The sequence below is a fragment of the Bacteroides sp. genome (assembly GCF_052357945.1).
Lineage (GTDB): Bacteria > Bacteroidota > Bacteroidia > Bacteroidales > Bacteroidaceae > Bacteroides.
In genome coordinates this window covers 7,915-32,196 of sequence record NZ_DAWCXD010000017.1, presented here as the reverse complement: position 1 = coordinate 32,196, position 24,282 = coordinate 7,915, and the positions used below count along the sequence as shown (strand labels likewise).

12 protein-coding genes and 1 pseudogene are annotated in these 24,282 nt (G+C 43.4%); all 13 read left to right on the top strand.

From position 1 onward, the window contains the following. Positions 1-30: 30 nt before the first annotated feature. The 13 genes and pseudogenes from ACT8YW_RS05985 to ACT8YW_RS05925 all read left to right on the top strand — a co-directional run bounded on the left by ACT8YW_RS05985 (position 31) and on the right by ACT8YW_RS05925 (position 23,952). Positions 31-3,462 carry a TonB-dependent receptor gene (locus tag ACT8YW_RS05985; RefSeq protein ID WP_444104337.1) on the top strand — a complete coding sequence of 1,144 codons (3,432 nt, stop codon included), beginning with the start codon at positions 31-33 and terminating at the stop codon, positions 3,460-3,462. Positions 3,463-3,473: 11 nt separating this feature from the next. Beyond that, entirely contained in the window at positions 3,474-5,393 is a 1,920-nt protein-coding gene (locus ACT8YW_RS05980; protein ID WP_444104336.1) for a RagB/SusD family nutrient uptake outer membrane protein, read from the top strand. 23 nt (positions 5,394-5,416) lie between these two features. Further along, the gene (locus tag ACT8YW_RS05975; protein WP_444104335.1) at positions 5,417-6,739 is read left to right on the top strand and encodes a glycoside hydrolase family 76 protein; all 1,323 of its coding nucleotides are present in this window, start codon (positions 5,417-5,419) and stop codon (positions 6,737-6,739) included. Positions 6,740-6,764: 25 nt separating this feature from the next. Continuing rightward, positions 6,765-7,907, top strand: a complete 1,143-nt coding sequence (locus ACT8YW_RS05970) for a DUF4972 domain-containing protein (RefSeq protein WP_444104334.1) — start codon at positions 6,765-6,767, stop codon at positions 7,905-7,907. A 22-nt stretch (positions 7,908-7,929) separates the two neighbouring features. Further along, a complete protein-coding gene (locus tag ACT8YW_RS05965; protein ID WP_444104333.1) occupies positions 7,930-9,396 on the top strand; it encodes a DUF4972 domain-containing protein in 1,467 nt (488 codons plus the stop codon). 231 nt (positions 9,397-9,627) lie between these two features. Then, positions 9,628-10,887, top strand: a complete 1,260-nt coding sequence (locus ACT8YW_RS05960) for a glycoside hydrolase family 76 protein (RefSeq protein ID WP_444104332.1) — start codon at positions 9,628-9,630, stop codon at positions 10,885-10,887. Between the two features lie 28 nt (positions 10,888-10,915). Next, on the top strand, positions 10,916-13,087 hold the full coding sequence (locus ACT8YW_RS05955) for a hypothetical protein (RefSeq protein ID WP_444104331.1): 2,172 nt from the start codon (positions 10,916-10,918) through the stop codon (positions 13,085-13,087). 30 nt (positions 13,088-13,117) lie between these two features. Further along, a complete protein-coding gene (locus ACT8YW_RS05950; protein WP_444104330.1) occupies positions 13,118-15,595 on the top strand; it encodes a glutaminase domain-containing protein in 2,478 nt (825 codons plus the stop codon). A gap of 12 nt (positions 15,596-15,607) precedes the next feature. Beyond that, positions 15,608-17,899, top strand: a complete 2,292-nt coding sequence (locus ACT8YW_RS05945) for a GH92 family glycosyl hydrolase (RefSeq protein ID WP_444104329.1) — start codon at positions 15,608-15,610, stop codon at positions 17,897-17,899. Between the two features lie 104 nt (positions 17,900-18,003). Beyond that, positions 18,004-19,365, top strand: a pseudogene (locus ACT8YW_RS05940) (glycoside hydrolase family 125 protein); the annotation flags it as partial. Positions 19,366-19,509: 144 nt separating this feature from the next. Beyond that, the gene (locus ACT8YW_RS05935) at positions 19,510-20,640 is read left to right on the top strand and encodes an aldose epimerase family protein (protein WP_444104328.1); all 1,131 of its coding nucleotides are present in this window, start codon (positions 19,510-19,512) and stop codon (positions 20,638-20,640) included. Positions 20,641-20,782: 142 nt separating this feature from the next. Further along, complete coding sequence (locus ACT8YW_RS05930; protein WP_444104327.1) at positions 20,783-22,837, top strand: beta-L-arabinofuranosidase domain-containing protein; 2,055 nt, start codon at positions 20,783-20,785, stop codon at positions 22,835-22,837. A 26-nt stretch (positions 22,838-22,863) separates the two neighbouring features. Further along, positions 22,864-23,952, top strand: coding sequence for an acyltransferase (locus ACT8YW_RS05925; RefSeq protein ID WP_118196193.1), 1,089 nt, complete (start codon positions 22,864-22,866; stop codon positions 23,950-23,952). Positions 23,953-24,282 lie beyond the last annotated feature (330 nt).

Below are 24,282 nucleotides of genomic sequence, written 5' to 3'. Positions count from 1 at the left end.
ATATTATGAGAAATTTTTAACATGTTTAATATGAAAAATGCAATTAGAGAACGGAAGAGTAAGGTTCTCGGGCTATTCCTTTGCTTCTTACTTTTCGGAATAGACTACTCTTTCGCAAGTTACAACAATTATTCTCAATTTAAGACCCTCTCGGTCAGCGTTAATAACTCGACGTTGAGAGAAGTGCTTAAAACGATAGAGAAAAGTAGTCAATTTGTTTTCTTCTACTTAGATGATGCTGTGAACTTAGATCGTAAGGTATCTATCGACAGTAAGAATAAGAAGATAGAAGAAATTCTTTCTGAACTTTTCGAGGGTACTTCATGTACTTATCGGATCTCTGACAGACAAATCTTCATTTCCGGAAAAGCACCGGCTCCTAATGAACAGCAACAGAATAAACGGAAAATAACGGGACGTGTTACTGATGTAAAAGGAGAACCGCTTATTGGAGTGAACGTTACCGTGGATGGAGATGCAAACGGTTCGATTACCAATATGGATGGTTTGTATGAGATATTCGTAACCAAGAAAAGCGTAGTGCTTAAATTTACTTATATCGGCTTCAAAACTTCAGAAATACGGACGAATGCTTCTACCAATATTTACGATGTGGCTTTGGAAGAACAGGTGAACGAGTTGGAAGAAACTGTGATTGTTGGTTATGGTACTCAGCGTAAAATAAGTAATATCGGCGCACAGTCTTCCATGAAGATGGAGGATATTAAAACACCTTCTGCCAGTTTAACTACAACGTTGGCAGGTCGTTTGGCCGGTGTTGTAGCCGTACAACGTACGGGAGAGCCGGGTAAAGATGCCGCTGATATCTGGATTCGTGGTATTTCCACTCCCAACACTTCTTCTCCGCTGGTATTGGTGGATGGAGTGGAACGTTCGTTCAACGACATCGATCCGGAAGACATTGAATCGTTGACAACACTGAAAGATGCATCGGCAACGGCTGTGTATGGTGTGCGAGGCGCTAACGGTGTGATTCTGATTAAAACCAAACCGGGAAAGGTGGGAAAACCGACAGTGAGCGCGGATTATTATGAATCGTTTACCCGTTTCACGAAGATGGTTGATTTGGCAGACGGTATCACTTATATGAATGCAGCTAACGAGGCAATGCGTAATGACGGTATTGCTACAAAATATACGGAAGACCAGATTCGTAATACGATTGCGGGCAAAGATCCTTATTTGTATCCGAACGTGGATTGGTTGAAGGAAATCTTTAATGATTGGGGACATAATCGCCGTGTGAATGTAAATGTGCGGGGTGGTAGTGAAAAGGTCGCTTATTATGCGTCAGTCAGCTACTTTAATGAAACAGGTATGACGGTGACTGATAAGAATATCGATACCTATGATTCTAAAATGAAATATAGCCGTTATAACTTTACTACCAATTTGAATATCGACGTAACTCCTACTACTAAAGTGGAGATCGGTGCACAAGGTTATTTGGGAGAAGGAAACTATCCGGCTATCTCTTCTGCTGATTTGTATAATGCGGCAATGTCAATTTCACCGGTTGAATATCCAAAGATGTTCTTTGTCAACGGAGAAGCCTATGTGCCGGGAACTTCAACTAACAATAACTTTAATAACCCTTATTCACAAGCTACCCGTCGTGGATATGATAACCTGACGAAAAATCAGATCTATTCTAACTTACGTATCACACAGGATTTGGATATGCTTACTAAAGGGCTGAAATTGACTGCTATGTACGCGTTCGACGTGTACAATGAGATACATGTACATCAGGACCGTGCAGAGTCTACTTATAACTTCCTGGATACCAGTGTTCCTTACGATATGAACGGACAACCCATTTTGCAACGTATTTATGAAGGAAGTAACGTGTTGAGTTATACACAGGAAACAAGTGGTAATAAGAAAACTTACCTGGAAGCTTCCCTGAACTATGACCGGACGTTCAACGACGATCATCGTGTCAGTGCACTGTTCCTGTTCAACCAGCAATCCAAGTTATTGTATCCGAAAGGTACACTGGAAGATGCGATTCCTTATCGTATGATGGGTATTGCCGGTCGTGCCACTTATTCATGGAAAGACCGTTATTTTGCAGAATTCAACATCGGTTATAACGGTGCCGAGAACTTCTCGCCCAAACATCGTTTCGGTACTTTTCCTGCATTTGGTGTGGGTTGGGTTATCTCAAACGAGAAATTCTGGCAACCGCTGTCAAAAGCTGTTTCTTTCCTGAAGATACGCTATACGGATGGTAAAGTAGGTAATAGTGAAGTTTCCGACCGTCGTTTTATGTATCTGGACCAGATGAAAGAGAATGGCGATTATGGTTATAAATTCGGACCGAATGGTACCAAATGGTCTGGTTATGAAACAGTGAATATGGCTGTTGACTTGATTTGGGAAGAATCTCGTAAACAAGATTTGGGTATTGATATTAAACTGTTTAATGACGACCTGTCTATTGTATTCGACTTGTTTAAGGAACGTCGTGAAAACATCCTGTTGAAGCGTGAGCATTCTATACCTTCATTCCTGGGATACAATACATCTGCTCCTTATGGAAATATTGGTATCATAGAAAATAAAGGATTCGATGGAACGATAGAGTATAACAAGCGCATTAATAAAGACTGGGTACTTGCGCTTCGTGGTAATATCACCTTTAATAAGGATAAATGGATTCAGGGAGAACTGCCGGAACAGAAATACGAATGGATGAACCAGTATGGACGTAACATCAATGGAGTTAAAGGATATGTGGCCGAAGGACTGTTCACTCAAGCTGAAATAGATGATATGGCACGTTGGGAATCGTTGTCGGATGCCAATAAAGCAATCACTCCCAAACCATTTGCTTCACAGTTTGGTACTGTAAAGGCAGGAGATATCAAATACAAGGATTTGAACAATGACGGTCAGATTGATGCGTACGACCAGACTTACATTTCCCGTGGGGATGTGCCGACAACTGTTTATGGTTTCGGATTTACCGTAGGTTGGAAAGACCTGTCAGTAGGTATGATGTTCCAGGGCGTAGCAGGAGCCGAACGTGTTTTGAACGGTAGCAGTATTAATCCGTTTAACGGCGGTGGTGGTAGTGGTAACCTTTACTCTAATATTGGTGACCGTTGGACAGAGGAAAATCCGGACCAGAATGCCTTTTATCCCCGCTTGTCTTATGGAAGTGAAACAACCAGTAATATTAATAACTTCCAGAAGAGTACCTGGTGGGTACGTAATATGAACTTCCTGCGTTTGAAGACATTGCAGATATCTTATAATCTGCCTAAACCCTGGGTGAATAAAGTTCATCTGAAGAATGCGGCTGTATATGTAATGGGAACTAACCTATTCACTTTGAGTCGTTTCAAATTGTGGGATCCGGAGTTGAATACCGATAATGGTGCTTCTTATCCAAATACGACCTCTTACTCAGTTGGTATTAATTTCACATTCTAAACAAAAAGATAATGAAAAAATATAATTATATAATCGTTAGTTTGCTGGCGTGTCTCTTGACGACATCTTGTAATGACTATTTTGACCAAGTGCCTGATGACCGTTTGTCACTCAAAGAGATTTTCACAACCAGAGATGGAGCTTTGCGGTATCTTTCGAACGTATATACATTCTTACCGGATGAATTTAACCAACGTCAGGTACATGAAACCAGTCTGTACCGTACTCCCGGTCCCTGGACAGGCTCCAGTGACGAGGCAGAGTGGACAAATGACAATAAGGGAAAACTGATAAATAACAACTCTATTGATGCTACCGAAGGAACGATGGTATTATACCGCTGGAAGAGCTGGTTTTCAGGTATCCATGAAGCTGCAGTATTTACAGAAAATGTAGATCAGGCACCGTTGACTGTTACGGAAAGAAATCAATGGAAAGCAGAAGCTAGAGCTTTACGGGCTATCTACTATTTTTATTTAGTGCGTACTTATGGCCCGGTTCCTTTGCTTGAAAAGGACTTCCCGATGGATACTCCGAGCGATGAGTTGCAACTCCCGCGTAATACGGTAGACGAGTGTTTCGATTTTATCGTATCAGAACTGAAAGGTGCGCAAAACGATGGTCTACTGGATGATGCTTCTACCGATAAGGTGTCCGGATATGGTCGTATTGACAAAGCGATTGCACAGGCATTTATCATCGAGGCATTGACTTATCGTGCCAGTTGGTTGTTTAATGGAGAAAGTACCTATTATTCTGATTTGGCTAATAATGATGGAACAAAACTATTTCCCAGCAGACCGGATGAAGCTACCAAACGTGCCAACTGGCAGAGAGTGATTGATGAATGCAATACATTCTTCTCTAATTATGGCAGCCGTTATCATTTGATGTATACCAACAAGGACGGTGTTTCTGTTTCCGGTCCGGACTCGGAAGGCTTCAGCCCGACGGAATCTTATCGCCGTGCAGTAAGAACCCTGTTTTCTGAAATGGGTAACAATAAAGAAATGATTTTCTATCGTTTGGATAATGCTGCCGGAACCATGCAGTACGACCGTATGCCGAATAGATCCGGTAATACGACCGATTATAGAGGGGGTAGCTTGTTGGGGGCAACACAGGAAATGGTAGATGCTTATTTCATGTCAAACGGAGAATCCCCTATCTCCGGCTATAATGCTGATGGTGTCACTCCGATTATCAATGAGGAATCCGATTATGTAGAAGAGGGAGTCTCCACAACAGAATACAAAGGAACAGACGGTACATTATATGCACCGGTAGGAACCAGAATGATGTATGTCAATCGTGAACCTCGTTTCTATGCCGACATCACCTTTAGCAATTCAAAATGGTTTGATGGAACAGAAGGCGGTTATGTAGTAGATTTCACTTATAGCGGAAGTTGTGGTAAGGAACAAGGTAGCAATGACTATAGCAGTACTGGTTATCTGGTACGTAAATGTATGGATTCCGGCGACCGTAACCAAAATCTGGTTTGTGTACTCTTGCGTCTGACTAATATTTATTTTGACTATATCGAAGCGCTGGCACATGTCAGCCCGACTCATGAAGATATATGGACTTATATGAACATGATCCGTAAGCGTGCAGGTATTCCGGGATACGGTGAGACAGTCAATCTGCCTAAACCGACTACAACGGATGAGGTCATGGAGTTGATCCGCAAGGAGAAACGCATCGAATTGAGTTTCGAAAACTGCCGTTATTTTGACGTACGCCGCTGGGGATTGGTAAATGAATATTTCAACAAGGCAATTCATGGAATGAATGTCAATTATGACGGAAATGAATTCTTCAAACGTACGGAGATTGTAAAACGTATTTTTGACCGTCAGTATTTCTTCCCGATACCACAGGGTGAGATTGATATTGATAAAAACTTGGTTCAGAATACAGGATTCTAAATACTGATTATAAAATAGAAATTATGATGAAACAATATATTTTCTCTGCAGTTTGTCTCATGTCCGGTGTCCTTTGTATGTCCTCTTGCAATGAGGATAAGCAGGCAAAGCCGTATACGCCGGATTATGAGATTGTCCCGGAGTATACCAATGCAGATACCTGGACTGCCTATGAGGCATTTAATGATTACTTGCTGGACCCCGATAAGAATATTTATAAAACAAGTACCGCTTATACAGCTGCTGTAGACCGTAATAACGGAGCTGCCGCTATCTGGTGTCAACCTATCTACTGGGACATGGCGATGAATGCTTATAAACTTGCAAAAGCGGAAGGGGATACGGAAAGAGAAAACAAATACAAGCAGTTGTGCGATGATTTGTTTGCCGGAAATAAAGCGCATTATGCAAACTTTGATTTTGACGATAATAATGAGAACACCGGCTGGTTTATCTATGATGATATCCAATGGTGGACCATTACTTTAGCGCGTGCTTATGAATTGTTTAAAGTAGACGAGTATCGCAGTCTGGCAGAAGCAAGTTTTGCACGTGTGTGGTATGGCTCGGAAAAGGTCGGTGATACGGGTTCGTATGCAGATCCTGAAAAGAATTTGGGTGGAGGTATGTTCTGGCAATGGCAGCCTATCAGCAATCCGAATGAGAATGTAGCCAGCGACGGCAAGATGGCTTGTATCAACTTCCCCACTGTAGTGGCTGCATTGACTCTCTACAACAATGTTCCTGCTGACCGTGTGGCAGATCCGAATCCGGAAAGCTGGAGTAATGAGTACGGCAACTTTACCCGTCCGCATTATGAAACAAAAGATGCTTATCTGGCAAAAGGAAAAGAAATCTATGAATGGGCTGTGAAGAATCTGGTGGACAGCAATACTGGAGAAGTAGCCGACAGTAAGCATGGCGAAGGAAATCCGGCATGGTCAGACCATGTGTACAATCAGGCCACTTTTATCGGAGCTTCGCTATTGCTCTATAAAGCTACCGGAGAGAAAACATATTTGGATAATGCGGTTCTGGGAGCCGACTATACGATGAATACCATGTCTGCAACCTACGATTTATTGCCGTTTGAGAGTGGAGTGGAGCAGGGTATTTATACCGCTATCTTTGCGGAATACATGGCTATGTTGGTAAACGATTGTGGTCAGACACAGTACTTACCATTTTTGAAGCGTAATATTAATTATGGCTGGGCTAATCGCGATCAGACACGTAATCTGTGTGGTGGCGAATACCATAAGGCGCAGATAGAAGGTGCTACTATCGACAGCTATAGTGCGTCCGGAATACCGGCATTGATGTTATTGTTTCCGGCAGATAAATAATTGTAACCCATAAAAAAGAAGAATAATGAATACGAAATATTCAAATTGGAAAATATGGTATTATGTGTTATGCATGGTACTGACACTTCAATTGGCGGCTTGTTCTGAAGAAACACATGACGAGTATACTGCAGCTCCTGAAATAGAGGATGCCTATATCGATCAACTGGATGCATTGATTGCTGAAATGACCGATTTGCAGCAAAATTCAGAATACGGAGATAAGAAGGGACAGTACCCCACCGAAAGCCGGGCTATTCTGACAGATGCGATAGATGATGCTAATCGTGCAGTACTTCTAATCAAATATCAGAAACCTTCTCCGTCGGAAAGTGAGAAACAACGCTATGTGGCAGAAGCCGAGGCAGCTATAGAACAGTTTGAAAGCACGATCCGTACAGAAGATGCTGAAACTACACCGGCTGAACTGTTTGTGGATGGACGTGGCGACGGTGGTTCTTATATTGATTTCGGACGTAGCGAAGAATATGTGAATTTCGGAACCGAAGGAAATCAAGCCTTTACTGTTGAGTTTTGGGTGAAAGTAACCAAAGGTGGTGGAAAAGACCAGAATGTGTTCCTCTCTACCTACATGGGCGGTGACGGATGGCGTAATGGCTGGATGATGTATTGGCGTAATGCAGACGGTGGTATTTATCGTGCAACTTGGGGCGAAACAGGAGGAAATATCTGTGAACCGTCATTGAAGGCTCCGGAAGATGGAGAATGGCAACATTTCTTGTTTGTGTACAGTGACAAAGGTTTGCCGGATAGTCCGGAATATCGTGCGAAGTTGTATGTGAATGGAGAAATGAAAACAACCGAGGGAAGTGTTGGCAGCAGATTCTATAATTCCAGCAACTATGCCAGCTATAACACACCAATGACTGCTTTCGGACGGTATATGCGTACCAGTGATAATCTGTTTGAAGAAGGTTTTGCCGGCTATATGAAGAAAATCCGTATCTGGAAAAGTGCAAAGGATAACGAATATATCCAGAGCTCTTATAATGGGACGGCTGAAGTGACTGGTAAAGAAGAAGACTTGGCGGCAGCATGGGATTTCACCACCAAACCTTCCGGTTCGGGTAATGAAGTAATAGACCTGACAGGCCGTCATACTGCTAAGATTATCGGTACTTACGAGTGGCAACGTATTGTTGAATAATAATGTAAAAACGATGAAAAACATGAAATGTTTAACTAATAAATGGAGAGAGGGAGCAATGCTCCTCTCTTTCCTCCTGATTTCTTGTCTGGCAGGGATATTTACCGCTTGTGATGATATTGAAGACGAGTATATAACAGATACACAATTGAGTATCCTGCAAGAGAACCGTACATCATTGAACTATTTATTGAAAAATTCAACCTACGGAACTGCTCCCGGCACCTATCCCGAAACCGGAAAGGATGTATTGAATGCTGCCATTGCCGAGTTGGATGCCCTGATAAAGCGGGTGGAAGGTGGCGAAGAACTGGATGAAACAACTCTGGAAGCCGCTGTAGCAAAGGTAAATAAGGCTATTGATGAGTTTAAGAATTCAAAATATTATAATCTGTCTCCGGAAGCACAACAATATATTAATAATTTGCTAGCTAAGGCGGATGAAATACTTGCAATCGTTAATGATGAAACGAAGTGGGGAAATCATCAGGGCCAATATCCGGTTGATAATAAATCAGTTTTGGAGAGCGCTGCTCAAGACCTGGAAAGTCTGGCTGAAAGAATCAAATCCGGTTCCATTACAGATATGACGCAGGAAATCTATGATGAGGCTATTGTCGCCGCCGATAAGAAAGTGGAAGAAGTAGAAGACTCTGCATGGCCGGATAACAGCCAGATTACCTGGAATCTGTTTGTAGACGGAAATGCCGGTTCATATATAGACTTTGGTTATAGTGAGGATTATGTGAAGTTTGGAGAGGATGATAATCAGGCATTCACGATAGAACTTTGGGTGAATATCAAAGAATATTGTAATAAACAGGGAGAAGATAACTGTACTTTCCTTTCTACGATGACGAACGATCCTTATTGGAGCGGATGGCGTGCACAGGATCGTATGAAAGGGTTATTGAGGACAATGGTTGCCCATTGGGAAGATGATAATCATACGAATCCTCAAGAGTGGGAACCGGGATGGAAGAAATCAGATAACTGGACCAAAGATCGTTGGACGCATTATGCATTCCTGTTCAGAGATAAAGGCCTGCCGGGATTTGATACTCCGACAGATGTGAAGTGTTATTCCATGATTGACGGTACGAGACAAGGTGATCCCATTCGTGTGGGTGAGTCCTGGAGAACGTATATCAATGAACAATCCATAGCCAATCAGGTTAAAATGACCGGATTCTGTATGATGGACAATAATGGAAACCGTAACGAATGGTTTTCAGGTTACATAAAGAAGATACGTATCTGGAAAACAAACCGGACAGAAAATCAGGTATATGCTTCTTATATGGGTAATGAAGAAGGTGTAAGTGCCGATAATCCGAATTTGGTAGAAGCCTGGGATTTTGAGGTGAAGGGTGATCAGCCTACTCAAAGTGCTACTAGAACAATTACAGGTCTGAAGGGTCATACGGCAACATTAAGGGGTGATGATTGGCAATGGATTGAGTCCACAGACATTACAGATAACAAATAATTGTTTACCAGGATGAGTTTTCAATAGGTAGATTAAATATTCCCCTTATCTCTGTCGTAAGGCAGAATGAGGGGAAATTATTCTCCAATAACCCTTTATTAATCCTATATTTTTATTGCAGAAAAGCGTTTTGGTCTGTATTTGTTCTTTATTGAATAAATATTATTGTTTTTTTTCAGCTATTTCTGCAATCTTTGTAACAGGAAAAATACTATAAACTTATAAACTATCATGAAAAGCAAAATTCTTTTGGCTCTGACACTACTATTGGGAGCATCAACTACTATATGGGCAGTCGGCAATTTAGGAAAAGCAAACCAGAAGAAGCACGCATATACTAACGAAGATGTATGGGCAGCTTACGAAGGGTTTAACAATACCCTACTAGACTCTAGTAAATATATTTATAAAACAAGTTCCTCCTATCCAAGCGCTGTTGACCGTGGTAATGGAGCGGCGGCTATCTGGTGTCAGCCTATTTATTGGGACATGGCGATGAATGCTTATAAACTGGCAAAGGCACAGAAAGACAAAAAGAAGACTCGTGAGTATAAAGCACTTTGCGAGAAAATCTTCGCAGGAAACAAAGCGCAATATTGCCAGTTTGATTTTGATGATAACAACGAAAATACCGGCTGGTTCATCTATGATGATATCATGTGGTGGACTATCAGTCTGGCGCGTGCATACGAGCTTTTTGGGGTGGATGAATATCTGAAACTCTCGGAAGCCAGTTTCAAACGCGTGTGGTATGGTTCGGAAAAGGTGGGAGATACTGGTTCGTATGACAAAGAAAACGGAGGTATGTTCTGGCAATGGCAACCTATTCGGAATCCGAAACCGAATAAATTCGGGGATGGAAAGATGGCATGTATTAACTTTCCGACAGTGGTGGCAGCATTGACCCTCTATAATAATGTGCCTGAAAATAGAAAAGAATCGACCGACAAACGGCCGGATTATCAGACGAAGGCTCAATATCTTGCCAAAGGCAAAGAAATCTACGAATGGGGAGTGGAAAATCTGCTGGATAAAGAAACTGGAAAGATCGCTGATAGCCGTCATGGAAATGGCAATCCCGCATGGAAGGCACATGTCTACAACCAGGCAACCTTTATCGGTGCATCCATATTGCTTTATAAGGCGACCGGAGAGAAACGTTATCTGGACAATGCTATTCTGGCAGCAGACTATACTGTGAAAGATATGTCAGCAGAACATAAAGTGCTACCTTTCGAAAGTGGTATTGAACAGGGAATCTATACTGCCATCTTTGCTGAATACATGGCATGGTTAGTATATGATTGCGGACAAACGCAATATCTTCCGTTCCTGAAACATACCATCAAAACAGGTTGGGCAAACAGAGATGAGACGCGAAATGTGTGTGGAGGTGAATATCATAAGAAATTGCCGGCAGGTGCGGAAATCAACAGTTATTCTGCTTCCGGTATACCGGCATTGATGCTTTTATTCCCAGCTAAGAAGTAAATAGAAAACAACACAGAACCACGTAAAAATGAATAATAAACAACTACTGATTATATTCAGCCTTTTATTAACCGGTAATAATGTTTCCTTTGCTCAAACTCAAACTACTAACGGCAAGGAAGCGAAAACAACTTTTCAAACAGCCGAACCCTGGAAACCGGAAACAGATGTGCGTGCCGATGCTACGATGGTATATGGCACACTTGATAAAAAGGGCGTTTCTTTTGAACAGCGTGTTCAGTCGTGGAGAGACAAGGGATATCAGACGCAATTTATGACCGGAGTGGCATGGGGAGACTATAAAGACTATTTCCTCGGCAAATGGGATGGAATAGACGGTCACCTGAAAGAAGGTCAACGGGATCGTAACGGAAACGAGATAGCTCACGGACACTTGATACCCTACATTGTACCTACCGAAAGTTTTATTCGTTATATGCAGGAAACGCAGATAAAGCGGGTGATTGATGCCGGAATTACTTCTATCTATTTGGAGGAACCGGAATTCTGGATGCGTGGCGGATATAGCGAAGCCTTCAAGTCTGAATGGCAGAAATATTATAATTTCCCCTGGAGACCTCAACATGAATCTCCCGAGAATACCTACCTTTCCAATAAGTTGAAATATCATCTCTACTATCATGCACTGGATAAGATATTTACTTATGCCAAAGAATACGGTAAATCGAAAGGGCTGGATGTGAAATGCTATGTGCCTACTCACTCTTTGATTAACTACACTTCCTGGCAAATTGTAAGCCCGGAAGCCAGTCTGGCTTCATTGGACTGTGTAGACGGCTATATAGCGCAGGTATGGACGGGTACTGCCCGTGAACCGAATTTCTATAACGGTGTAAAGAAAGAACGTGTATTTGAGAATGCTTTTCTCGAATATGGCTGCATGAAATCCATGACCGCTCCTTTGAACCGCAAAATGTATTTCCTGACCGATCCGATTGAAGACCGTGCCAAAGACTGGCTGGACTATAAGATAAATTATCAGGCCACTTTTGCTGCACAACTAATGTATCCGATGGTAGATACTTATGAAGTGATGCCCTGGCCGGACCGTATTTATCAAGGATTATACCGGATAGCCGGAACCGATCAGAAAGAACGCATCCCACGCTCATACTCCATGCAAATGCAGGTGATGATTAATACACTGAATGATATTCGCACCTCTGACAAACAAATCAATGGTACGCACGGCATTGGGGTATTAATGGCAAATTCGCTGATGTTCCAGCGCTTCCCGGATCATAACGGATATGACGATCCGCAATTCTCCAGCTTCTATGGCCAAACTTTGCCATTATTAAAAAGAGGAATTCCGGTGGAACTGGTACACATGGAGAATACTCCGTTTCAAGAAACTTTCAAAGGACTTCAGGTACTCGTAATGTCCTACTCAAACATGAAACCAATGAAGCCGGAATACCATAACTATCTGGCAGATTGGGTTAAAAAGGGAGGAACATTGGTGTATTGCGGAGAAGATGTCGATCCTTATCAAACGGTTTTGGAATGGTGGAATACAGAAGGAAACGCCTACAAAGCCCCTTCGGAACATCTGTTTGAGGCAATGGGCTTGTCCCGCACTCCCGGTGATGGAACATACCGTTCCGGCAAAGGCACTGTGATTGTCATGCGCGAAGACCCGAAGCATTTTGTGTTGAAGAACGGGAACGACCGCAAATACTTTGAAACGATTGCATCCGCTTATCTGAATCAAACAGGTAAAAAGATAGAAATCAAAAACAATTTTGTAGTGGAACGGGGACCTTATACAATCGCGGCAGTAATGGATGAAAGTTCTTCTAAAGAACCTTTGAAACTGTCGGGACTGTATATCGATTTGTTCGACAAAGACTTGCCGGTATTGACAGTCAAGCAGATTAATCCCGGTGAACAGGGGTATTTGTACGATTTGAATAAAGTATCGGGTAAAGTGAAAGCAAAGGTACTTTGTGGAGCCTCCCGCATTTATGATGAAAAAGTAGGGAAGCAGAGCTACTCGTTTGTAGCTAAAAGCCCGTTACATACGACGAATGTATCAAGAGTCCTTTTGCCGCGTAAACCTGGAAAGGTCTTGGTAAACGGAAAGGCGGAACAGCCGGAATGGGATGAATCTTCCAAAACTCTTTTATTGAGTTTCGAGAATGATCCCGCCGGAGTGAATGTATCGATAGAATGGTAAAATAGATTAAATAAACAGGTGAATTAAATTATGAAACAACAACTGATGATGCTGTTGCTGGGAACAGCTTCTGTACTTTGTAGCTGTGAGACCCAGATAGAACAGCACGAGAAGAATGAATTACGTGCTCCGGCATACCCGCTGGTGACGATCGATCCTTATACCAGTGCATGGTCTACTACGGACAATCTGTATGACAGTCCTGTGAAACATTGGACAGGCAAGGACTTTCCTTTGCTGGGCGTTGCGAAAGTAGACGGACAAACCTACCGTTTCATGGGAACGGAAGAACTGGAACTACGTCCTTTGGTAAAGACATCCGAACAAGGTAGCTGGACAGGAAAGTATACCACTCAACAGCCTGCTGACGGATGGCAGAATGTCGGATTCAATGATAAAGCATGGAAAGAAGGCGAAGCTGCCTTCGGAACGATGGAAAATGAACATACAGCCAAAACCCAATGGGGAGAAGAATTTATCTGGGTACGCCGGGTAGCTGATATTCAGGAAGACTTGACAGGAAAGAATGTATATCTTGAATTCTCTCACGACGATGATGCTATTATTTATATCAACGGCATCAAGGTAGTGGATACAGGCAATGCTTGTAAAAAGAACGAGCGGGTGAAACTGTCGGAAGAAGTAGTAGCTTCTTTGAAACCGGGTGAGAATCTGATTGCAGGCTATTGTCATAACCGGGTAGGAAACGGACTGTTGGATTTCGGATTGCTGGTAGAATTGGACGGTTACCGTTCTTTCCATCAAACAGCGCAACAAACTTCTGCAGATGTACAACCCATGCAGACTTATTATACATTTACTTGCGGTCCGGTAGATTTGAAACTGACATTTACTGCTCCTATGTTTATGGATAATCTGGATTTGTTGTCACGTCCTGTCAACTATATCTCTTATGAAGTAGCCTCCAATGACGGAAAGAAACATCAGGTTGAACTGTATTTCGAAGCATCTCCGCAATGGGCAATCGACCAACCTCACCAGGAATCTGTTGCCGACAGCTTTACTGACGGCGATTTGTTATTCCTTCGTACCGGAAGTCGCAATCAGGATATTCTGAAGAAAAAGGGTGATGATGTTCGTATTGACTGGGGACATTTCTATCTGGCAGCTGAAAAGGAAAACAGCACATCTGCAATCGGTGACGGCAGAGAGCTGCGCAAGAACTTCGTTGCCAATAAACTGGAAGCTCCTACCACAAACGGTTATGATAAACTGGCTTTGGTACGTTCATTGGGCGAAACACAAAAAGCTGATGGCCATCTGCTGATCGGATATGATGATATTTATTCTATCCAATACTTTGGTGATAACCTGCGTCCTTACTGGAACCGTGAGGGCAATGAAACGATTGTTTCCCAATTCCAGAAAGCGGAGAAAGAATACAAGACACAAATGAAGAATAGTGCTGCTTTCGACAAGAAACTGATGGAAGAAGCTACTGCTGCCGGTGGACGTAAATATGCCGAACTTTGTGCATTGGCTTATCGTCAGGCATTGGCTGCACACAAATTGGTACAGGCTCCGAACGGCGACTTGGTATTCCTTTCTAAGGAGAACTTCAGTAATGGTTCCATCGGAACAGTCGACCTGACTTATCCGGGGGCTCCGTTGCTTTTATACTACAATCCGGAATTGGTGAAAGCTACCATGAACCATATCTTCTATTATAGCGAAAGCGGAAAATGGGCGAAACCATTTGCTGCGCATGATGTCGGTACTTATCCATTGGCTAACGGCCAGACTTATGGCGGTGATATGCCGGTAGAAGAATCGGGTAATATGGTAGTATTGGCTGCTGCCATTGCAAAGGTAGAAGGTAATGCAGATTACGCACAGAAACACTGGGAAACCCTGACTACATGGACAGACTATCTGGTAGAGAACGGACTTGATCCGGCCAACCAACTTTGTACCGATGACTTTGCAGGTCACTTTGCACACAATGCCAACCTTTCTATCAAAGCAATCATGGGTGTTGCTTCATACGGTTATCTGGCAGATATGCTGGGCAAAAAAGATGTGGCTGAAAAGTACACACAGAAAGCGAAAGAAATGGCTGCCGAATGGGTGAAAATGGCTGATGATGGTGACCACTATCGTCTCACATTTGACAAACCGGGAACATGGAGCCAGAAGTATAACTTGGTGTGGGATAAACTGTTGAATCTGCAAATCTTCCCTAAAAATGTTGCAGAAACGGAAATAGCTTACTATCTTTCGAAGCAAAATAAATATGGTCTTCCGTTGGATAACCGTGAAACATACACAAAGACCGACTGGATCATGTGGACAGCTACATTGGCAAATGACAAAGCTACCTTTGAGAAATTTATCGAACCCGTATATCTGTTTATGAACGTGACACCTAACCGTGTGCCGATGTCCGACTGGGTATTTACAGACGAACCGAATCAAAGAGGCTTCCAGGCACGTTCCGTTGTAGGTGGATATTATATCAAAATGCTTGAAGGAAAACTGATTAAATAAAACAAAAATACCATGAAGAAACTAGCTCTATTCGCTTTTACGTTACTTAGTGCATGGGCTATGACTGCAAAAACAATTACCGGACCGGTGGACTATGTTAGTCCGCTGGTTGGTACGCAGTCAAAGCACGCATTATCTACCGGAAATACTTACCCTGCCATTGCGCTGCCCTGGGGAATGAACTTTTGGGTTCCGCAGACTGGTAAAATGGGCGATGGATGGGCGTATACGTATGACGCTGACAAGATCAGAGGATTCAAACAAACCCATCAGCCAAGTCCCTGGATCAATGATTACGGTCAATTTGCCATCATGCCGGTAACCGGTAAGGCAGTATTTAATCAGGATGAGCGTGCCAGTTGGTTCTCTCATAAAGCTGAAACGGCTACTCCTTATTATTATAAAGTATATCTTGCCGATCATGATGTAGTGACCGAAATTGCTCCGACAGAGAGAGCGGCTGCTTTCCGTTTCACTTTCCCCGAAAACGACCACTCTTATGTAGTGGTAGACGCTTTTGATAAAGGCTCGTTTGTGAAAGTAATCCCTTCGGAGAACAAGATTATCGGTTATACCACTAAAAACAGCGGTGGTGTTCCTGCCAACTTTAAAAACTACTTTGTACTGGTATTCGACAAACCGTTTACTTATACGGCTGCCGTAGCCAGTGGTGTGATTGACACCAACAAACTGGAAGCGACAGACAATCATGCCGGTGCACTGATCGGTTTCAAAACCCGCAAGGGCGAACAGGTAAATGTGCGTGTAGCTTCCTCTTTTATCAGCCCTGAACAGGCGGAACTGAACTTGAAAGAGCTGGGTACGGACAACATTGAACAGATTGCAGCGAAAGGCCGCAAGATATGGAACGATGTTTTAGGACGTATTGAAGTGAAAGATGATGATATCGATCATTTGCGTACCTTCTACTCTTGTCTGTATCGTTCAGTATTATTTCCCAGAAGTTTCTACGAGATAGATGCTAAAGGAGATGTGATGCACTACAGCCCTTATAATGGTGAAGTACTTCCGGGATATATGTTTACCGATACCGGTTTCTGGGATACGTTCCGTTGTCTGTTCCCATTCCTTAACCTGATGTATCCATCCATGAATACAAAGATGCAGGAAGGATTGGTGAACACTTATAAAGAAAGCGGATTCCTGCCGGAATGGGCAAGTCCGGGACACAGAGGTTGCATGGTTGGAAACAACTCCGCTTCCGTCGTTGCCGATGCCTACCTGAAAGGATTGAAAGGATACGATATCGAAACCCTGTGGGAAGCCGTGAAACACGGAGCAAACGCAGTGCATCCGAAAGTGGGTTCTACCGGACGATTAGGACATGAGTATTATAATAAGTTGGGATACGTTCCTTATAATGTAGGTATTAACGAGAATGCAGCCCGTACACTGGAATATGCTTATGATGACTGGTGTATCTACCAACTCGGCAAAGCCTTGAAGAAACCGAAAAAAGAGATTGAAATCTTCGCCAAGCGTGCAATGAATTATAAGAACCTATACGATCCCGAACACAAACTGATGCGTGGCAAGAATGAAGACGGTACGTTCCAGTCTCCGTTCAATCCGTTGAAATGGGGAGATGCTTTCACGGAAGGTAACAGCTGGCATTACACCTGGTCTGTATTCCACGATCCTCAAGGTCTGATCGACCTGATGGGTGGTAAAGACGGATTCAACCAGATGATGGACTCTGTATTTATTCTGCCTCCGATATTCGATGAGAGCTATTACAGAGCCGTTATCCATGAAATCCGTGAAATGCAGATCATGAATATGGGTAACTATGCACATGGCAACCAACCGATTCAGCACATGCTTTATATGTACAACTATTCCGGTCAACCCTGGAAAGCGCAGCACTGGATTCGTGAAGTAATGGATAAACTCTATACTCCTGCTCCCGACGGTTATTGCGGTGATGAGGACAACGGCCAGACTTCTGCCTGGTATGTGTTCTCGGCAATGGGATTCTATCCGGTATGCCCCGGTACGGATGAGTATGTCCTGGGTACTCCTTACTTCAAAGAGATGAAACTGCATCTGGAAAACGGAAAGACAGTAACCATCTCCGCCCCGAATAACGGAGACGACAAGCGTTACATTTCATCAATGACGCTGAACGGCAAGGAACATACCAAAAACTACCTGACCCATCAGGACCTGATGAATGGCGCCACCATTTCTTTCAAGATGGATGCCAAACCCAATCAGCAACGTGGTACGAAAGAAAGCGATTTCCCTTACTCTTTCTCTAATGAATTCAAAAAGAAGAAGTAATCATGAAAAAACAAATCAAATATATCAGTGCAGGTATGCTGGCAGGTATACTTCTCTGTGGCGGGGAGCTGCAAGCCTCCAACCGTATGACGGAAATGCATGTATGTCTGGCGGATGCTATTCAGAAAGATAACCGCCCGGAAATATCCACTCGTTTGTTCCGTTCCAATGCGGTAGAGAAGGAGATTCTCCGTGTACAGAAACTTTTGAAGAATGCGAAGTTGGCATGGATGTTTACCAACTGTTTCCCGAATACACTGGATACAACCGTACATTTCCGTAAAGGAAGCGATGGCAAACCGGATACATTCGTATATACGGGTGATATTCACGCTATGTGGCTACGCGACTCCGGTGCACAGGTATGGCCTTATGTGCAATTAGCTAATTCGGACCCTGAACTGAAAGAAATGCTGGCAGGTGTTATTCTCCGCCAGTTCAAATGTATCAATATCGATCCGTACGCGAATGCTTTTAATGACGGCGCTATTCCTGACGGTCACTGGATGAGTGACCTTACGGACATGAAACCGGAGTTGCACGAACGTAAATGGGAAATTGACTCCTTGTGTTATCCTTTGCGCTTGGCCTATCATTACTGGAAGACTACCGGAGATGCGAGCATATTCAACGAAGAATGGATTCAGGCAATCACTAATGTACTGAAAACATTCAAAGAGCAACAACGCAAAGACGGAGTAGGTCCTTATAAATTCCAACGTAAGACGGAACGTGCACTGGATACTGTGAGCAATGACGGTCTGGGAGCACCGGTGAAACCAGTCGGTTTGATTGTTTCCAGTTTCCGTCCTTCGGACGATGCTACTACGCTTCAATTCCTGGTTCCTTCCAATTTCTTTGCCGTATCTTCCTTGCGTAAGGCAGCCGAGATTTTGGAGAAGGTAAACAAGAAGACAGCTTTGTCTAAAGAATGTAAGGACTTGGCGCAGGAGGTGGAAACAGCTTTAAAGAAATATGCGGTGTATAATCATCCTAAATATGGTAAAATCTATGCATTCGAGGTGGATGGTTTTGGAAATCATCATCTGATGGATGATGCCAATGTGCCGAGTTTGCTTGCGATGCCTTATTTGGGTGATGTGAATGTAAACGATCCGATTTATCAGAATACCCGCCGTTTTGTGTGGAGTGAGGACAATCCTTATTTCTTTAAAGGCAAGGCAGGCGAAGGAATCGGCGGACCGCATATCGGTTACGATATGGTGTGGCCGATGAGTATTATGATGAAAGCCTTCACAAGTCAGAATGATGCCGAAATCAAGACCTGCATCAAGATGCTGATGGATACGGATGCCGACACAGGCTTTATGCACGAATCTTTCCATAAGGATAATCCGAAGAAATTTACCCGTGCATGGTTTGCCTGGCAGAATACTCTTTTCGGTGAGTTGATTTTGAAGCTGGTTAATGAAGGAAAGGTAGATTTATTGAATAGTATACAGTAATATGCTGACATAGTAAATTGAACGCGGATAACGCGGATGATGCGGCTCTTTTTCTGATGCAAAATTAGAAAAAACGCGTTATCCGCGTCGTCTGCATCTAAATATGAATAGCTGAAAACTAATATTAAAAAAAACAATTGTATCATGAAAAAGTTATGTGTATGGGCAGTTGCCGCCCTTTTAATGGCAGCTTGTACTCCGAAAGCTGAAAAGGCTACAGATTCCGGTTTATTGCAGAGTAAATTCCAGACAGAAGTAGATGGAAAGAAGACTGATTTGTTCACTCTGCGTAACAAGAACAACATGGAAGTTTGTATCACGAACTTCGGTGGACGCATTGTTTCAGTGATGGTTCCCGACAAGGACGGAGTAATGCAGGACGTAGTGCTTGGCTTCGATTCTATTCAGGACTATATCAGCAAGCCTTCGGATTTTGGTGCGACTATCGGACGTTATGCCAATCGTATCAATCAGGGACAGTTCACCTTGGATGGGGTAGAATATCAGCTTCCCCGCAATAACTACGGTCATTGTCTGCACGGCGGACCGCAAGGATTCCAATACCGGGTGTTTGATGCAGAATTGTTGAATCCGCAGGAATTGCAGTTGACTTACCGTGCAGAAGACGGTGAAGAAGGTTTTCCGGGAAACATCACTTGTAAAGTGGTGATGAAACTGACGGACGATAATGCCATCGATATTCAATACGAAGCGGAAACGGACAAACCGACGATTGTAAATATGACCAACCACTCTTATTTTAATCTTGAAGGCGATGCCGGCAACAACTCCGGTCATTTGTTGATGGTGGATGCGGACTATTATACTCCGGTGGACAGTACTTTCATGACGACTGGCGAGATCGTTCCGGTAGAAGGAACCCCGATGGATTTCCGCACCCTGACTCCGGTAGGCGAACGTATCAACGACTATGATTTCGTACAGTTGAAAAACGGCAATGGTTACGATCACAACTGGGTGTTGAACACGAAAGGCGACGTAACCCGTAAATGTGCTTCTTTGAAATCACCGAAGACTGGTATCGTACTCGACGTTTATACTAACGAACCGGGTATTCAGGTATATGCAGGTAACTTCCTCGATGGTTCGCTGACAGGAAAGAAAGGCATTACTTACAACCAACGTGCTTCCGTATGTCTCGAAACACAGAAATATCCGGATACTCCGAACAAACCGGAATGGCCGTCGGCTGTACTTCGCCCGGGCGAAAAGTATACAAGCCAATGTATCTTCAAATTCTCTGTTGATAAATAGGTTATAAAGGCAGTTCATGCCATTGAAGAACGGGTTGTCTGATTAGAGATTATCCGTTCTTTGCTTCGAATGTAATTTATTGGTGCTCAATAGGGCTCATAGGGAAATTAGGATGATTTCCGGAATCAGTAGAATAGACGAAATGAAAAAAAATAAAACTAAAGGACTTTTTGCATCGATAGTGCTTGGAGTGGCGGTTACAGCTTGTGCGCCTGCTTCTTCTAGTGGTACGGTGACGGTAGTGGACCGACCGGACATACAGTCCGTCAATACCAATTATATCGGGTATCGCGCTCCGCTTCGACCATTGAATTTTATAAAGTTGCCGGTAGGTAGTATTCAGCCCGAAGGATGGGTGAAGAAGTATCTGGAATTGCAACGCGACGGTCTGACCGGACATTTGGGAGAAATCAGCGCTTGGCTGGAAAAGGATAATAATGCCTGGTTGACAACCGGTGGAGACCACGGCTGGGAGGAAGTTCCTTACTGGCTCAAAGGATATGGCAATCTAGCATATATCCTGAATGACCCGAAGATGATTGAAGAAACCAAATATTGGATTGAAGGTGTATTTGCCAGTCGCCAGCCGGACGGCTATTTCGGTCCGGTCAATGAACGTAACGGCAAACGCGAACTTTGGGCACAGATGATTATGCTCTGGTGTCTGCAATCTTATTATGAGTATTCTCAAGATCAGCGTGTCATTGACCTGATGACGAATTACTTCAAGTGGCAGATGACTGTTCCCGATGACCAACTTCTGGAAGATTATTGGGAGAAAAGCCGTGGTGGTGACAATATCATCAGTATCTACTGGCTTTACAACCATACTGGGGATGCTTTCCTACTTGAATTAGCCGAGAAGATTCACCGTAACACAGCCGACTGGACAAAATCCACCTCCTTACCTAACTGGCACAATGTAAATATCGCCCAATGTTTCCGTGAACCTGCCACTTATTATATGCAGACCGGAGATTCAGCGATGCTGAAAGCCTCTTATAATGTCCATCATCTGATACGGCGTACTTTTGGACAGGTTCCCGGAGGTATGTTCGGTGCAGATGAAAATGCTCGTCTGGGATATATCGATCCCCGACAGGGAGTGGAAACCTGCGGCTTGGTAGAACAAATGGCTTCCGATGAAATCATGCTTTGCATGACAGGAGATCCCATGTGGGCGGAACACTGCGAAGAAGTAGCGTTCAACTCTTATCCGGCTGCCGTGATGCCGGACTTCAAGGCATTGCGTTATATCACTTGTCCGAACCATGCTGTCAGTGATTCGAAGAATCATCATCCGGGCATTGACAATCGTGGCCCGTTCCTTTCGATGAATCCTTTCAGCAGTCGTTGCTGCCAACACAATCATGCACAGGGCTGGCCTTACTTCACCGAACATCTGGTATTGGCAACTCCCGACAACGGAGTAGCAACAGCTATTTATGCAGCTTGCAAAGCTACAGTGAAAGTGGGTGACGGCAAGGAAATCACTCTTCACGAAGAGACAAATTATCCTTTTGAAGAAGGCATTGCCTTCACTGTTTCTACCGATGAAAAGGTTGCTTTTCCATTTTATCTTCGTATTCCTTCATGGACTCAAAAGGCGGAAGTGCGGGTGAATGGCAAGAAGGTAAGTGCAGCTCCTGTAGCGGGAAAATATCTTTGCATCAATCGCGAGTGGGCGAATGGTGACCGTGTGGAATTGACTCTTCCGATGTCTTTGTCTATGCGTACCTGGCAGGTCAATAAAAACAGCGTAAGCGTAGATTACGGACCTTTGACTTTGTCTCTTAAGATTGCAGAGAAATATGTAGAGAAAGACAGTCGCGAGACTGCTATCGGTGATTCAAAATGGCAGAAAGGTGCTGATCCCCAGAAATGGCCTACTACTGAAATCTATCCGGATAGCCCTTGGAATTATTCATTGGTATTGGATAAGAAAGAACCTTTGAAGAATTTCAAGGTCATCCGTAAATCCTGGCCGGCTGACAACTATCCTTTCACAGTAGCCAGTGTACCTTTAGAAGTAAAAGCTATCGGTCGTCCGGTTCCTGAATGGGAGATAGATGAAACAGGACTGTGTGGCGTATTGCCGGAAGAAGATGCGGTGAAAGGTGATAAAGAAGAAATAACATTGATCCCTATGGGGGCGGCACGGTTGAGAATCTCTGCGTTCCCGAACACAAAAGAATAAATTAATAACTAGAAAACTTAGAATAAATGAAACGTATTGTTTTTTTAGATTACATCCGTGTGTTTGCATGCTTTCTCGTCATCCTTGTTCATGCCAGTGAGAATTTCTATGGTGCTCCCGGATCTACTGATATGGCAGGTCCGCAGTCTTTTCTAGCGAATGAAGCAGACCGGCTATGGGTATCAGTATACGATGGCTTTTCACGTATGGCAGTACCCCTGTTCATGATAGTCTCCGCCTTCCTGCTTGCACCGATGAAGGAAGAGCAGTCTATGTGGCAATTCTATCGCCAGCGCTGCCTTCGCATCCTTCCACCGTTCTTCATATTCATGATACTGTACAGCACTCTACCTATGCTGTGGGGACAGATAGACGGAGAAACATCTATGAAGGACTTGTCGCGGATATTCCTGAATTTCCCGACGCTAGCCGGACACTTGTGGTTTATGTATCCTCTGATAAGCCTTTATTTGTTTATCCCAATTATATCCCCATGGTTGAGAAAAGCCACGGCTAAAGAAGAGCGTTTCTTTATAGGGCTGTTCGTGTTGTCAACCTGTATGCCTTATCTCAATCGTTGGTGCGGTGAAGTGTGGGGACAATGTTTCTGGAATGAATACCACATGTTGTGGTACTTCTCCGGTTATCTGGGCTATCTTGTTCTGGCGCATTACATTCGTGTACACCTTACCTGGAACCGTTCCAAACGTTTCATTATAGGAACCATTTTAATGGTGATCGGTGCTGTATGGACTATTTATTCATTCTATGTGCAGGCTATACCCGGCGAACTCCATTCCACACCTGTAATAGAAATAGGATGGGCTTTCTGTACCATTAACTGTGTGCTTCTCACAACGGGTACATTCCTTATGTTTACATGTATCAAACGTCCGCAAGCTCCCAAGTTGGTGACGGAAACATCGAAACTTAGCTATGGTATGTATCTTATGCACATATTCTGGCTCGGACTGTGGGTGACTGTGTTCAAAGATACATTGGCGCTTCCCACTGTTGCCGCTATACCATGTATCGCAGTGGTTACGTTTATCTGTTGTTTTGTAACAACTAAGATCATTTCGTTTATACCGGGCAGTAAATGGATAGTAGGATAAATATCCGGAAACAAAGTAGCATATACTACTGACTTCAGGCAGATGATCCTAGGCTATAAACAGTAAGATGTTGAATAGATAATCAAGTTTTTCCTGATTTTCTATTCAACATCTTACTGTTTATAGCTTATTTTCCTCTTAATGTCCTCTTTTTCTTTTTACTTCTTTTACCTCTTTCACTCCTATTATAAACCATTACTCCCCAGATCCTTACGGGTGAACCCTTCCTCTATTTGAAGCTTTATGCCGCTTTCATCGGTTTCACCAAATATACATTCCCATATTTGGTATGTTTGCGGGTGACCCCTGCCGCAAGCAAAACTTGCGCGA